15 protein-coding genes are annotated in these 13,903 nt (G+C 63.3%); 7 read left to right on the plus strand and 8 right to left on the minus strand.

The window, feature by feature from the left end:
* Positions 1-424: 424 nt before the first annotated feature.
* The gene (locus tag HB860_RS11810; protein WP_139434168.1) at positions 425-1,327 is read left to right on the plus strand and encodes a lysine exporter LysO family protein; all 903 of its coding nucleotides are present in this window, start codon (positions 425-427) and stop codon (positions 1,325-1,327) included.
* Between the two features lie 78 nt (positions 1,328-1,405).
* On the opposite strand, the gene iadA is transcribed toward HB860_RS11810, so the two are convergent.
* Complete coding sequence (gene iadA / locus HB860_RS11815) at positions 1,406-2,536, minus strand: beta-aspartyl-peptidase (protein WP_247626773.1); 1,131 nt, start codon at positions 2,534-2,536, stop codon at positions 1,406-1,408.
* A 66-nt stretch (positions 2,537-2,602) separates the two neighbouring features.
* Positions 2,603-3,385 (minus strand): ABC transporter substrate-binding protein, encoded by a 783-nt coding sequence (locus HB860_RS11820; RefSeq protein WP_247626774.1) that lies wholly within the window; start codon positions 3,383-3,385, stop codon positions 2,603-2,605.
* Between the two features lie 418 nt (positions 3,386-3,803).
* Between HB860_RS11820 and HB860_RS11825 the strand changes: the two genes are divergently transcribed.
* Positions 3,804-4,424, plus strand: a complete 621-nt coding sequence (locus HB860_RS11825) for an ACP phosphodiesterase (RefSeq protein ID WP_247626775.1) — start codon at positions 3,804-3,806, stop codon at positions 4,422-4,424.
* Between the two features lie 34 nt (positions 4,425-4,458).
* On the opposite strand, the gene HB860_RS11830 is transcribed toward HB860_RS11825, so the two are convergent.
* Positions 4,459-4,842, minus strand: a complete 384-nt coding sequence (locus HB860_RS11830; protein WP_139435845.1) for a DUF2069 domain-containing protein — start codon at positions 4,840-4,842, stop codon at positions 4,459-4,461.
* Positions 4,839-5,189, minus strand: a complete 351-nt coding sequence (gene arsC / locus HB860_RS11835) for an arsenate reductase (glutaredoxin) (RefSeq protein ID WP_247626776.1) — start codon at positions 5,187-5,189, stop codon at positions 4,839-4,841. The genes HB860_RS11830 and arsC overlap by 4 nt, the downstream gene beginning before the upstream one ends.
* A 58-nt stretch (positions 5,190-5,247) precedes the next feature.
* Between arsC and HB860_RS11840 the strand changes: the two genes are divergently transcribed.
* Positions 5,248-5,742 (plus strand): TlpA disulfide reductase family protein, encoded by a 495-nt coding sequence (locus HB860_RS11840; RefSeq protein WP_247626777.1) that lies wholly within the window; start codon positions 5,248-5,250, stop codon positions 5,740-5,742.
* Positions 5,743-5,811: 69 nt separating this feature from the next.
* On the opposite strand, the gene HB860_RS11845 is transcribed toward HB860_RS11840, so the two are convergent.
* Complete coding sequence (locus HB860_RS11845; protein WP_348773032.1) at positions 5,812-7,266, minus strand: beta-barrel assembly-enhancing protease; 1,455 nt, start codon at positions 7,264-7,266, stop codon at positions 5,812-5,814.
* Between the two features lie 121 nt (positions 7,267-7,387).
* Between HB860_RS11845 and HB860_RS11850 the strand changes: the two genes are divergently transcribed.
* The 3 genes from HB860_RS11850 (at position 7,388) to HB860_RS11860 (ending at position 9,747) form a co-directional block, all read left to right on the plus strand.
* The gene (locus tag HB860_RS11850) at positions 7,388-7,618 is read left to right on the plus strand and encodes a sulfurtransferase TusA family protein (RefSeq protein WP_106887269.1); all 231 of its coding nucleotides are present in this window, start codon (positions 7,388-7,390) and stop codon (positions 7,616-7,618) included.
* 63 nt (positions 7,619-7,681) lie between these two features.
* On the plus strand, positions 7,682-8,752 hold the full coding sequence (locus HB860_RS11855) for an AI-2E family transporter (RefSeq protein WP_139435855.1): 1,071 nt from the start codon (positions 7,682-7,684) through the stop codon (positions 8,750-8,752).
* A gap of 185 nt (positions 8,753-8,937) precedes the next feature.
* Positions 8,938-9,747, plus strand: a complete 810-nt coding sequence (locus HB860_RS11860) for a MipA/OmpV family protein (RefSeq protein WP_247626778.1) — start codon at positions 8,938-8,940, stop codon at positions 9,745-9,747.
* Between the two features lie 76 nt (positions 9,748-9,823).
* Here HB860_RS11860 and HB860_RS11865 read toward each other — a convergent pair whose 3' ends face one another.
* Complete coding sequence (locus HB860_RS11865; protein WP_247626779.1) at positions 9,824-10,624, minus strand: alpha/beta fold hydrolase; 801 nt, start codon at positions 10,622-10,624, stop codon at positions 9,824-9,826.
* A gap of 248 nt (positions 10,625-10,872) precedes the next feature.
* Here HB860_RS11865 and ppk2 point away from each other — a divergent pair, with 248 nt between their 5' ends.
* Complete coding sequence (ppk2, locus tag HB860_RS11870) at positions 10,873-11,688, plus strand: polyphosphate kinase 2 (protein WP_202046237.1); 816 nt, start codon at positions 10,873-10,875, stop codon at positions 11,686-11,688.
* 108 nt (positions 11,689-11,796) lie between these two features.
* On the opposite strand, the gene HB860_RS11875 is transcribed toward ppk2, so the two are convergent.
* Together HB860_RS11875 and malG are read right to left on the minus strand one after the other, a co-directional pair.
* Positions 11,797-12,933 (minus strand): ABC transporter ATP-binding protein, encoded by a 1,137-nt coding sequence (locus HB860_RS11875; protein WP_247626780.1) that lies wholly within the window; start codon positions 12,931-12,933, stop codon positions 11,797-11,799.
* 69 nt (positions 12,934-13,002) lie between these two features.
* Positions 13,003-13,893 (minus strand): maltose ABC transporter permease MalG, encoded by an 891-nt coding sequence (gene malG / locus HB860_RS11880; protein ID WP_025326477.1) that lies wholly within the window; start codon positions 13,891-13,893, stop codon positions 13,003-13,005.
* Positions 13,894-13,903: the final 10 nt, after the last annotated feature.

Here is a 13,903-nt window from a genome sequence, read left to right on the forward strand (position 1 = left end):
TAGTTAAAAAACAATACAGAACCGAGGTATTTAGTGGTTTATCTGTATTTTTATTGGCCTTGGCGGTATTTTTCAGCACTTTGTCTGCATAAAATCCGCTTTGCACCACCTCCGGGATACCGCCTTTTTATACCCGGAACGCACCAGTAGCAAGAAGATTCAGCCATTTCAGTCAGAAGCCGTTCAGAGTCACTTTATTCACCCCGCTTCGGCTGAACAAAACGCACTTTTTTCTGAATGGAATTGATTTTATTGGCGATGACGGCCCGAGATCAGAGGGCTCCGGGAAGGCGGTCTCGCCATGGGAAAGTAACAAACCGATAAAAAAAGGGTCGAATGAGGCATACAAACTCGTGGATTTATGACTCTTGGCCAATAAGTAGTGGTAATGTGTCGTTTTCCCAGTTTTGTGACCGAGGCCCCAATGTTGCTGAATGTGTTGCTGATCCTGCTGCCGTTAGGTGTCGGCTATCTTGTCCCCCTCTCCTCCACCCGGCTCATCAAGCTGATCAATCAATCCCTCGGCAAGATGGTCTATCTCATCCTGTTCCTGATGGGGCTGGGGCTGGCCTATGTGGAGAACCTCGGCAGCAACCTGGCGGTGATCTTCAAGGTGGCCGGGGTGATGCTGGCCGCCATCACCGCCTGCAACCTGCTGGCGCTCTGGTGGCTGGACAGACGCAGTCCCCCCACCCACGAGTCGAGCGACGCCAGGATGCCGAGCAAGCTGCATCTGCTGTGGGAGTCGCTCCAGCTCTGCTTCGTGGTGCTCGGCGGCGTGCTGCTGGGGCTGCTGGTGGACTTGCGCGCCCTGCCCATCGACAAGTGGAGCGAGTGGGCCCTGATGCTGTTGCTGCTGCTCATCGGCATCCAGATGCGCAACTCCGGCATGCGGCTGCGCCAGATCCTGCTCAACCCCTGGGGCATGAAGATAGCCGCCACCGTCATCCTCAGCAGCTGGCTCGGCAGCCTGCTGGCCTCACAACTGCTGGGCATGCCCTTTGCCCATGGTCTGGCGATGAGCTCCAGCTTCGGCTGGTATTCGCTCTCCGGCATCCTGGTGGCCGACAAGCTGGGGCCTGTGCTCGGCTCCGCCGCCTTCATCAACGATCTGGGGCGCGAGCTCATCGCCATCCTGATCATTCCGGTGCTGATGCGTCGCCACCCCTCCGCCGCCATCGGTTACGGCGGTGCCACCGCGCTGGACTTCACCCTGCCGGTCATCCAGAAATCCGGCGGCATCCAGGTGGTTCCTGTGGCCATCGTCTCGGGCTTTATCCTGAGCCTGCTCGGCCCCATCCTGATCCTGGGCTTCCTCGCTATCTGAGTCTGGAGAAAGCCCCCAGGCGAACAAAAGCCCGGCAGCAGTGCCGGGCTTTTCGTTTACTGACGGGCGCACACTGGCTCAGGTTCGCCACTGGCCGCCGCTCATCACCCTCTCGATGGCGAGGTGCTCCGGTGCTATCAGCAGCAGATCCGCATCCTGCCCCACTCCGATCACCCCCTTGCCCGCCAGCCCCAGGGCCCGCGCCGGATTGGCCGTGACCACCCCGAGGGCGACCTCGAGCGACACCCCGAGGGCGCAGGCACGGACGCACTCCTGCCACAGGCTGGCAATCTGGCCGCAGCGCATCTCCACAAGGCGCCCCTCGCCGTCAAAGCGCGGCAGGCTGGCGTTGGCATCCGAGCTGAAGCTGATGCGATCGGCAGGCACCCCGGCCGCCAGCAGCGCCACCAGCGCCTCTGCCGCCAGTTGCTCCCCGTCGTCCAGCAGCTCGGGGAAGCTCGAGGTGGTGAGATCGATCCAGCCCCCCGCCCGGCCCCAGTCGATGGCCTCGGCAAAGAGCCAGGGGTTGCGGTTGCAGTGGGTGGGGTAGAGCTGGCGCAGGGGGATGTCGGTGCCATCGCGCAGGGCCCGCAGGGGTGCCAGGGCCCCGCGGCCATCCCCGACGTGGAAGAAGCTGATCCCGCTCTTGCCCGCGAGCAGCCCGGCCACCCGCGCCTCGCTCACCAGCCGCGCCAGCTCGTCATGAGTCGGCGCACTGGATCTGTGATCGCTGATGGCCAGCTCCCCCACCCCCAGCACCTCGGGGATCAGCATGATGTCCGACTCCACTCTGCCGGTGAGGGTCTTGACCGGCAGGTGATAGGAGCCGGTATACATGTAAGCGCTCACCCCGGCGGCGCGAAACTCGCGCACCTTGCCGAGTACCTGGGCCGGGGTGCGGGTCAGGCTGTCGGTGCCGAGCGCCGCCACCAGCGTGGTGACCCCGGCCTTGAGGGCCTCCCCCGCCGCGAGTTCAGGGGTACGGAAGGCAACCCCCCCCTCCCCACCGCCCCCCGTGATGTGGGCCAGGGGATCCACCAGCCCGGGCACCAGATAGCGGCCACGAGCGTCGACGCGCACCAGCGGCCAGTCAGGGGGGACCGTCAGCCCCTTGCCCAGCCAGGCGATGCGGCCGTCGGCCACCAGCAGATCCTGCTGGCCGAGCGGGGCCGGGCTATGAATTTCCGCACCCTCGATCAGGGTCAACATGGGTCATCTCCTTGCTTCATCACCACTTGCCGCGAAAAAAGAGAGGGAGCAAGCTCCCTCCCCCCATCAGCCACCATAGATATCGTACTTGAAGTACTTCTGGTTGATCTCCTGATACTTGCCATTGGCCCGCAGGGTCTTGATCGCCTCGTCCAGTTTGGCCTTGAGATCCTGATCGCCCTTGCGCACCGCAATCCCCATGCCGTCACCAAACCACTGGCGATCGGTCAGGGCCGGCCCCACATACTCGAACTTGTCCCCGCCTGCCTTGCCGAGCAGCCCCTGATCGATGGCCGAGGCATCGGCCAGCAAGGCCAGCACCCGGCCCGCCTTCAGATCGAGATAGGCCTCGTCGGCATTGCCGTAACGCACTATGGTGACATCGGAGCCAAAGTTGTCCGTCAGGTACTTGTCGTGGGTGGTGGCGCGCTGCACACCGATGCGCTTGCCTGCTATCCCCGCCGGGGTCAGCGCCAGCTCGGTGCCCTTGGCCGCCACGAAGCGGTTGGGGATATGGGCATATTTCTCGGTGAAATCCACCTTCTTGCGCCGCTCGTCGGTGATCGACATGGCGGCGATGATCGCATCGTATTTGCGCGACAGCAGGGCCGGGATCATGCCATCCCAATCCTGCGCCACCAGCTCGCACTTGACGGCCATCTGCTGGCACAGGGCATGGGCGAGATCGATGTCAAAGCCCTTGATCTCCCCCGACGCATCGGTCCAGGAGAAGGGGGGATAGGCGCCTTCCACACCGAAGCGCACGGTTTTCCACTCCTTGGCCGTGACGGGGGTGGTGAGCAGGCAGGCAGCAAACAGGGCTGACAGGGTCAGTTTGGTATTCATCATGAGTACTCCATTACAAAGCGCACAGGCGCGGTCAAGGCATCGCAAGCGTGGGCAGGCGATGGCCAACAAGCGGCAAAACGCGGATGAGCGAGATCACGCCCCCGTGGGTATCAATGATCGACAGATATCAATGATCGGTGGGCGTCAATGAGCTGCTCCGGGGCCTCGATCTATTCGTCGAACCACTCGGAGAGGTAGAAAGGCTTGAAGTAGAAGGCCAGAAAGAAACCTCTGGCTTTGCGCATCATGATGGTCTGTCGCGTCCTGTGACAAAGATGAGAGCCACCTTAGCACGCCTCAAATTTGCCCTGCAAGAGGGGCTTGTGGGGCCAACGCCACATCCTGGCCATGGTCAACAGAACCAGGATCCTCTAGGCTCTGAGCACCTTGCCATGGACCCGCACACGACCCTGATCCCATGAATTACCTGGCGCACCTCCATCTGGCGGCCCACACCCGAAGCTCCCTCACCGGCAACCTGCTGGGGGACTTCGTCAAGGGGCCCCTGCCCACAGGCCTCGCGGCCCATTTCGACGAGGGGATCTGGCTGCACCGCAAGATAGATGCCTTCACCGATGCCCACCCCGAGCACAGGGCGGCGGTCGCCTGCTTCGAGGCACCCTGGCGCCGCTTTGGCGGCATCCTGGTGGACATGCTCTACGACCACTGGCTGAGCCGCCATTGGCAACAATTTTGCCCGGATCCCCTGCCCCGCTTCCTGCGGCAGAGCTATGGCCAGCTGCTGGCGGATCACGCCCGCCTGCCGGATGGCCTGCCAATGGCCCTCAGGCGGATGGCCGAGCAGGACTGGATCGCCTCGTACCGGCATCGGGAGGGGCTGAGTCAGGCCCTCAACGGCATAGGCCGGCGCCTGCGTCGCCCCCTACTGCTGGGGGAGGCGCTCCATACCCTGGATGAGGGCCGCTGGCGCGACTGCGAACGGGGGTTTCTGCGCTTCTACCCCGAGGTGATGCGCTTTAGTGAGCGGCAACTCACCCACTACCGCAGGGGCCAGGACGAGGCAGGATCAACACAATGAAAAACGCCCCGAGCGGGGCGTTGAGAGGGCGCTATTAGCGGGCTTCATCCTTCTTCTTGCGAATGCTCAGACCCAGCTCGCGGCCGCGCAGACGGGCGTAATAGATGGTGCCGACGAAGGCCAGGGTGGTGAACACCAGCTCCACCACCGCCAGCCACCGCTCCCCCTCATCCGTGGTGATCAGGGTGAGGGCGTGGAGGAAGTAGGGCATCAGCACGAAGTTGCCCCAGGCATGGGTGTAGGGGTTGCCCTGCACTATGCCCTTGAGTGGGAAGAGCAGCGGCACAGTCCAGATCACCGGCAGCAACCAGGGGTTAAGATCCGGGTGGGGAGAGAGCCACAGATGCCAGAGGATGACCCAGGCCAGCAGGCCGAAGAAACCGACCAGGGTCAGCAGACGGGCGAAGCGGGTGCTCACTTGAGGATCTCCAGCACCTGCTCGGGCGGACGGCCGATGCGGGCCTGACCATTCCTGATGACGATGGGGCGCTCGATGAGCTTGGGATGCTGGTGCATGGCGGCGATCAGGGCATCGCCGTTCACTTCGCTGAGCCCCAGCTCCTTGTAGAGATCCTCCTTGGTGCGCATCAGCTGGCGCGGATCGGCGAACCCGAGCTGACCCAGCAGGATGCGAATATCATCCTCGCTCGGCGCCTGTTCCAGATAGAGCACCACCTCGGGGGCTATCCCCTGCTGTTCCAGCAAGGCCAGGGTTTCACGGCTCTTGGAGCAGCGCGGGTTGTGATAGATTTGGGTCTCGCTCATGGTAACTCCCTGATATTGCAAGATGGGACAACAAATGGCGCTATTGTAGGGGAAACAGATGGGCAGGGTAAGCGGGAAGGATATGGAAATGAAACGAATCTGTTGGCTGATTGTGGCCGCCCTGCTGGGAGCCTGCAGCCCGGCGCCCCAGCTCACCGACGGGACGGGCAACAACATCAGCCTGAGCGCCCTGGCGGGCAAGCCGCTGCTGGTCAACTACTTCGCCCCCTGGTGCGCCCCCTGCCTGCGGGAGATGCCCCTGCTCGCGGCGCTGCACCGGGAGGGACAGATAGGGGTCATAGCCATCAACTATGATCCCGCCTCCCCCGGCGAGCTGGCCGAGCTGGCCCGGCGCCATCAGATAGCCGTGCCCCTGATGATCCCCCTCGATGAGGCCAGCCTCCCCTTCCCAAGGCCTGGCGCGCTGCCCACCAGCTACCTGCTCGACGGCAAGGGGCAGTTGCAGCAGACCCTGGTGGGGGAGCTCGATGAGCACAAGCTCGCCGCCATCCGGGCCTGGGCCGCCACACAAGTCTCCTCGGCACGGCCCTGATGGCCCCATGACGACACGGGGTGCACCATCTCTGGTGCACCCCGTTGCATGCAGGCGCGGTGAGCCGGACTAGCCCTTCAGGCTGTCCAGATCCTTCTTCGCCCGCTCCAGCTGAGTGATGCGCGCCTCGATGCGGGCCAGGGTCAGCTTGTCGCTGGTGGTGCCACGGGCCACGATCAGCTCGTCGATGGCCGCCTGGTAGTCACCGCGCAGGGAGAGGGTCTCCGCCCGCGCCATGTGCAGATCCGTCATCCGTCCCGCCTTGCGATAGGCATCCGACAGCAGGCTCCAGGCCAGGCTGTTCTCGTCGTGCTCACGGGCGTAAGGATCCAGCAGGGCGATGGACTTCTTGTAGTTGCCCGCCTCCAGATAGGCGTTGCCGAGGTTGACCACCACCACCTCGTTGTCCGGCATCCGGGTGCGGAAGCGCTCCAGCCGGGCGATGGCCTGGGCGCTGCGCCCCTTGGCGAGATCGATGTCGGTCAGGGCATCCACCACGAAGAGATCCTCCGGATGGCGGGCGGCCAGACTCTGCATCAGGGTATCGGCCTCGTCGGTGCGCTTGAGCTGCAGCAGGGCCAGCGCCTTGCCATAGGTGGCGGCGTCTTTGAGGGGGTAGTCTCCCTTCTGCAGGCGGCTGTCGAAATAGGTGAGCAGCGCCTGGGGGCTCTCGGTGCCATAACGCACCTGGATGCGCACCTTGGCCAGCCAGAAGTCGAGGCTGGGGGGCAAGGCACGGCGGCCATAGCTGTTGGCGCGGGCGCGGGCTTCGCTGATCCGGGTCTCCGGCAGGGGGTGAGTGAGCAGCATCTCGGGCGGCTTGCTGGCGTAGCGGTACTCCGCCGCCAGTTTCTGGAAGAAGCTGGCCATGCCCATGGGATCGAAACCGGCATCATAGAGCGTCTTCATGCCGATGCGGTCCGCTTCGTACTCGTTGTCACGGGTATAGTTGATGGCCGACTGCATGGAGAGCCCGAGGGTAGTCTGCAGCGCGGCTATGCCGGCAGTGGGGTTGATCACCGCCAGCGCAATGGAGCCCACCAGACCGGCCAGGGTCATGGCCGAGCTGCTCGCCTGCGCCTCCATGTAACGGGCGATGTGGCGCTGGGTCACGTGGGTGATTTCGTGAGCCAGCACCGAGGCCAGCTCGCTCTCGTCGTCGGCGTAGAGGAAGAGGCCGGTGTGCACCTTGACCCGCCCGCCGAGGAAGGCGGCCGCGTTGATGCTGGGATCGTTGATGAGGAAGAAGGTAAAGGGGAAACGCACCCCGTCGGCATTGGTGAGCAGGCGCTGACCCAGATCGTCGATGTATTCGTTCAGCACGGGATCATCGATGATGGGCAAGCCCGCCCGGGCAAACCGCATGAAGGCATTGCCATAACGCACCTCCTGCTCGATGGGCAGGGCGGCAACCCCGGCGGTGCCGATGTCGGGCAGCTGGTTGTTCGCCTGAGCCTGAAAGGTCGCGCTCATCAGGGATGCCAGCAGGGGAAGCGATGCCATCAAGGGGGAAAAACGGGCCACAGTATTTCTATCTCCATCAGAAGGGGCTCGGGCAGAATACCCTTGCCCATCAAGGCCCACAAGCGTTGTTTCATACTGGTATCACGGCCATAATAGCCACCACGCACGCGATGGAATCCTCATGGAACAGCTCGACCTGACACCCTGGCGTTGTCCCGAGCCGCTGATCCGGCTCAAGCTCTGGTTGCGCCAGGCAAGACCCGGCCAATCCCTGCACCTCATACTGGGGGATGCAGGCTCCCGGCAGGACATTCCGGCCTACCTGCAGCGCCTGGGTCACAGCGTCCGCCCCCTGGAGGAGTCCGCCGCCCGCCTCTCCCTGCTGCTCGTGGTCGGGAGCCGGCCATCATGATGTCGCCAGACTCCGGGCTGCCCCTTTCCATCCTGATGACAAGGTAAAACCAAGGAAGCCTCGATGTTAGATGTATTGAAGCGCTGGTATCAGACCCGTTTTTCCGACCCCGATGCCGTTACCCTGTTCCTGCTGCTGGTGTTCTGCTTCGCCGTGCTCTGGCTGTTCGGCGATCTGCTGGCCCCCCTGCTGGTGGCCGTGGTGATGGCCTATCTGCTGGAGTGGCCGGTCAGCCGCCTGCAACGCACCGGGCTCTCCCGCCCCCTGGCCACCAGCCTGGTGCTGCTGCTGTTTCTCTCTGTGACCACCATGATGCTGCTGGGGCTCATCCCCACACTGGTGAGCCAGGGGGTCAACCTCGCCAAGGAGGCGCCCTCCATGCTGGCCCATGCCCAGGACGCGGTGCGCACCCTGCCGGAAAAGTACCCCGAGATCATCGACGTCAGCCTGGTCGAGACTATCATAGACAACATTCGCCAGCGCATTCTGGCCGGGGGGGAGCAGCTGGTGAGCGCCTCCCTCAGCTCCCTCATCAACGTGGTGGCCATCCTCATCTACGCCATCCTGGTGCCCCTGATGGTGTTCTTCATGCTCAAGGACAAGCAGGTGCTGATGAGCGGCCTGCGCCGCTTCCTGCCCCGCAACCGCACCCTGGTCAACCGGGTCTGGGTGGAGATGAACGACCAGATCATCAACTACATCCGCGGCAAGGTGATCGAGATCCTCATCGTCGGGGTGGCGACCTACATCCCCTTCGCCCTGATGGGGCTGCGCTACTCGGTGCTGCTGGCGGTGGCGGTCGGCTTCTCCGTGCTCATCCCCTACATAGGGGCGGTGGCGGTGACCGTGCCCGTCGCCATGGTGGCCCTGTTCCAGTGGGGACTGACCCCGGACTTCGCCTGGCTGATGGTGGCCTATCTGGTCATTCAGGCCCTCGACGGCAACCTGCTGGTGCCCCTGCTCTTCTCCGAGGCGGTCAACCTGCACCCTGTGGCCATCATCGTTGCCGTGCTGGTGTTCGGCGGGCTCTGGGGCTTCTGGGGGGTATTCTTCGCCATTCCCCTGGCGACCCTGGTGAAAGCCGTGCTCAACGCCTGGCCCAAGCGGGACGAGGCGCCCCGCCCCGCCCCCTGATGAGAAGAGAGGCTTTCGCCTCTCTTTTTTATTCCCGCGAACTCATGGTCCCCGGACTCGGTTCCCGCCTGAATCCAGGTGCGGCACAATGATGCTATCAACTTGAATTTGAAATAAAAACAGGCTTCACTGACAAGGTTGTCGGCAGTATGCTCTGCCAGCCCCGACCCATGAAGGATCACGCCATGCCCCCTGTCCGTCCCCTGCACAGCGCCGCGCTTGGCGCACTCCTGACCCTGCTGTTCGCGACCCAGGCCCGGGCCGAGGTCGATCTCGGCTCCCTCGATATCTTCGTGCAGGACAGCCCCACCAGCCCGGTGCCCAAGGGACTGGTACTGGGTGGCGCCGTCATCGGTGGCGATGCCCGCTATCAGGGCCAGGATGACACGGCCCTCGCGATACCGGGTTTCATCTACTTCGGCGAGCAGTTCATGTTCCTCGGGGACAGGGCCCGCTACTACTTTCACAAGGATGACAGCTTCGCCGCCTACGGTTACGGCAGGATGCGCTTTGGCAACCTGGATCCCGACGATGCCCCCGAGCTGGCCGGCATGGAGCAGCGCAAGTGGCAGCTGGAAGGGGGCATAGGCGCCAGCCTCATCACCCCCTATGCCCTGCTCAGCACCCGCCTCAGCACGGACGTGACCGGGCGCAGCAACGGCCAGGAGCTGCTGCTGTGGGCCGACTTCCCCATACTGCGGGACAGGCTGCTCATCATGCCCGGCATGGGGATGATGATCCGCAGCGACAAGATGGCGAACTACTACTTTGGCGGCGTCTCGGGGGGCGAGGCCACGGGGCTGCGCCCGGCTTGGGACACGGGCACCACCCTCTCCCCCATGGCGGCCATCATCACCAGCTACCGTTTCAGCCCCCACTGGATCGGCATGTTTGCCGCCAACTACGAGCGCTACGACGACGACATCGCCAACAGTCCCATAGTCCAGCACAAGGGGGAGCTCTACGCCGGCTTCGCCGTGGGCTATATCTGGTAACCCAACCGCCAACCAGCAAGAAGGGAGCCATGGGCTCCCTTCTTGTTTGATGTGACTCGCAGCCATCATGCGGCCATCACAGGGTGGCCAGGAACTCGGCCAGGGCCCGGTTGACGAACTCGGGGTTCTCCAGGGTCGAGATGTGGCCCGCCCCCGGTATCTCCCTGAAGGGGCAGGCCAGCGCCTCGGCCATCAGATACCCCTCCAGCACCGGGCGCGCCTTGTCCTCGCAGCCTGTCATCACCAGGCTCGGCATCGCCATCTCTTCGAGCCACTCGATGCGATCCTCCCGGGTCACGAAGCTGCGCCCCACCGCCACCAGACTCGCCACCTGGTCCTCTGGCCACTGGGCGAGCCGCGCCTTGAAGCCGCTCATCAGGGCGGGATCCGGCTCATGGGCAAAGAAGAGCGGAGCCACCTGCTCGATGACGGGGGCAGGAAGGGTCCCCAGCTGCTCTATCATGGCCAGCATGCCGAGGTAGCGCTCGCAGGGGATCTGGGGCTCCCAGCCAACGAAGGTATCCATCAGCACCAGCCCCTTGAGCCGCGCCGGGGCCATCCTGGCGAGCTCCACGCCCCACATGCCACCAATCGACAGCCCCACCAGCACGCACTGCTCGATGCCGAGGGCATCGAGCAGTGCCAGGTGATCCCGGGCCAGGGTTGCCAGGGTGCAGCCACCGTCAGGGAGCACGTCGGAATCACCGTGGCCCCAGAGCTCGGGGACGATGCAGCGATAGCTGCCCTTGAGCGCCTCGACTTGTGGCGCCCACATGGCACTGTCCCACAAATAGCTGTGGCCAAAGAGCAGCACAGGGCCCTGCCCCTCGTCCAGATAGGCCATGCGGCGGCCCGCTATCTCCATAAAATGCTTCATGTTATCTCCTGTTGCCAGCGGCTGCTGATGAGACAGCCGTGCAAAATCGCCATAAATGGCTTCATTTTTTCTATTGCCAGCGGTTGATGAGGCGGCAGTATCAATCGCCATACCCATACAATGGCTTCATGTTTTCTTCTGTTCTGCTGGCAGCGACGGGGCGGCAGTGTAACACGCCCCCTTGGCAGTGGCGCCTCCCTGGTGCAAGCTGGGGTGGCCCACAAAAAGGACTCGAACAGGAGAAGATCATGCCGAAGGAAAAGAGCAAGAAACGCCCGCGCCTGGACAAGAAAACCTATGAACACCACCTGGCCCAGCTGCAGGAGGAGCTGGTCAAGCTGCAGGAGTGGGTCAAGCAGGAGGGGCTCAAGGTAGTGGTGCTGTTCGAGGGGCGCGACGCCGCCGGCAAGGGGGGCGTCATCAAGGCGATCACCGAGCCCCTCAATCCCCGGGTCTGCCGGGTCACCGCCCTGCCCGCACCCTCGGACAGGGAGCGCACCCAGTGGTACTTCCAGCGCTATGCCGCCCACCTGCCGTCGGCGGGCGAGATGGTGCTGTTCGATCGCTCCTGGTACAACAGGGCCGGGGTGGAGCGGGTGATGGGCTTTTGCACCGACGCCGAATACCGCGAGTTTCTGCGTGCCTGCCCCGAGTTCGAGCGGATGCTGACTCGCTCCGGCATCACCCTCATCAAGTACTGGTTCTCGGTCAGCGACGAGGAGCAGGAGAAGCGCTTCAAGGAGCGCATCAACACCCCCATCAAGCGCTGGAAGTTCAGTCCCATGGACTTGCAGTCCCGCTCCCGCTGGGTGGAGTACTCCCGCGCCAAGGATGACATGTTCACCTACACGGATACCGAGGACTGTCCCTGGTTCGTGGTGGAGGCCGACGACAAGCGCCGCGCCCGCCTCAACTGCATCGCCCACCTGCTCGGCAAGGTGCCCTACGAGGCGATCCACTACGAGCCCATCAAGCTGCCCCCCATCAAGACCGAGGGGTATGAGCGCCCGCCCCTGACCAGCCAGACCTTCGTGCCCGACATCACCGCCGCGCTCGATACCTGATCCCCGTCACCCTGCCTGCCCGGTTGCCCGCACGGCAGGCAATAAAAAGCCGGTCATTCGACCGGCAAAAAGGCATTGAATACTACGGAAACCTGCACAACAACACCATCAGGTGCGGATATATCTGGCGGTACGGGGGAACGCCTGCTCCTTGGCATCGAACAGGTAGCAGGCCTCGGCCGGAATGCCGACGCTGTACTGCTCGCCGGTGGCCACGTCCACGTCCGAGCTGGCCTTGACGGTGAAGTCGTGACCATCCACGTCCATGTAGACGAAGGACTCGGCCCCCAGGTGTTCAGCCACCTGCACCACCCCGCTCACCCGGCTGTCGGCATGGGCATGATCCAGCGGCACCAGATGCTCGGGGCGAATGCCCAGCTCCACCTTGTCACCGACGGCGCCGCTGCGGGCATCGACCCGGGCACGCACGGTATCGCCGGAGGTCAGCTTGACCACGCACTCCTGCTCGCCGATTTCCAGCAACTCGCCTGCCAGGAAGTTCATCTTGGGAGAGCCGATAAAGCCCGCCACGAACTTGTTGTCCGGGTTGTGATAGAGCTCGAGCGGCGTGCCGAACTGCTCCAGGTTGGTGGTCGCCTCGCCCTTGAGGGGGCTCAGCACCACGATGCGGTTGGCCAAGGTCATGGCCTCCACCTGATCGTGGGTCACGTAGATGATGGTGGAGTTGAGCTCCTTGTGCAGCTTGGCGATCTCGATGCGCATCTTCACCCGCAGGGCGGCGTCCAGGTTTGACAGGGGTTCGTCAAACAGGAACACCTGGGGTTGCTGCACTATGCTGCGGCCGATGGCGACCCGCTGGCGCTGACCGCCGGAGAGCGCCTTGGGCTTTCTGTCCAGCAGGGGCTCGAGCCCCAGGATCTCGGCGGCACGCATCACCCGCTTGTGGATGTTCTCCTTGTCCATCTTCTTGAGCTTGAGGCCGAAGGCCATGTTCTCGTAGATGTTCATGTGGGGGTAGAGGGCGTAGGACTGGAACACCATGCCCACGTTGCGCTCCACCGGCGGCACGTCGTTCATGTAACGACCGCCTATGGTCAGCTCACCGCTGGTGATGTCCTCCAGCCCCGCGATCATCCGCAGCAAAGTGGACTTGCCACAGCCGGACGGGCCGACGAAGACGATGAACTCCCCTTCCTTGATGGCCAGGTTGATGTTGCGCAGCGTGTCCTTGTGGACAGCCGGATCGTAGTTTTTGCGAACGTTGTTGAGTACTACTTCAGCCATGACGAGCTCCGCTCTGAAATCTGTGCAAATCGTGATAGTCGGGGGAGCACTCCCCCGGCCATTAAAACCTTAACCTTTCACCCCACCCGCGGTGAGGCCACCCACCAGCCAGCGCTGCGCCATGAGGAAGACGACAGTGATGGGCAGGCCGGACAGCACGGCGGCGGCGGCGAAGTCACCCCACAGATAGTTCTGCGGATAGAGGTATTGCTGGGCACCGACCGCCAGGGTCAGGTTGTTCACATCCTGCAGCAGGATGGAGGCCACGGGCACCTCGGTGATGGAGCCGATGAAGGCCAGAATGAAGACCACCGCCAGGATGGGCACCGACAGGGGCAGCAGGATCAACCTGAATGCCTGCCAGGGGGTCGCACCATCGATGGCCGCCGCCTCTTCCAGGGAAGAGTCTATGGTCTCGAAGTAGCCCTTGATGGTCCAGACGTGCAGCGCTATGCCGCCCATGTAGGCCAGGATCAGGCCGCCGTGGGTGTTCAGACCCAGCCAGGGGATGTAGTCGCCAATCTTGTTGAACAGCGCATAGATGGCCACCAGTGCCAGCACCGCCGGGAACATCTGGAAGATCAGCATCCCCTGCAATATGGTCTGCTTGCCACGGAACCGCAGACGGGCAAACGCATAGGCGCAGGTGGTGGATAGCACCACTATCATCAGGGCCGTGATGCCCGCGATCTTGATGGAGTTCCACAGCCAGGTCAGCACCGGGAAGGGTGGCGGCGTGATGCTGCCATCGGCGTTGGTGATGGACATGCCGAGCGCCAGCTTCCAGTGATCCAGGGTCGGATTGGAGGGGATTATCTCCCCCACCGAGAAGTTGCCGTTACGGAACGAGATGGCGATGACCATGATCACCGGGAAGATGATCAGCGCCAGGAAGCCCCACATGACCAGGTGGGTTGCCCACACCCGGTATTTCACTGATTTGGGTTGTACGATAGCCATTGAGAAGCCT

It is taken from the genome of Aeromonas genomosp. paramedia, from assembly GCF_023093515.1.
GTDB lineage: Bacteria > Pseudomonadota > Gammaproteobacteria > Enterobacterales > Aeromonadaceae > Aeromonas.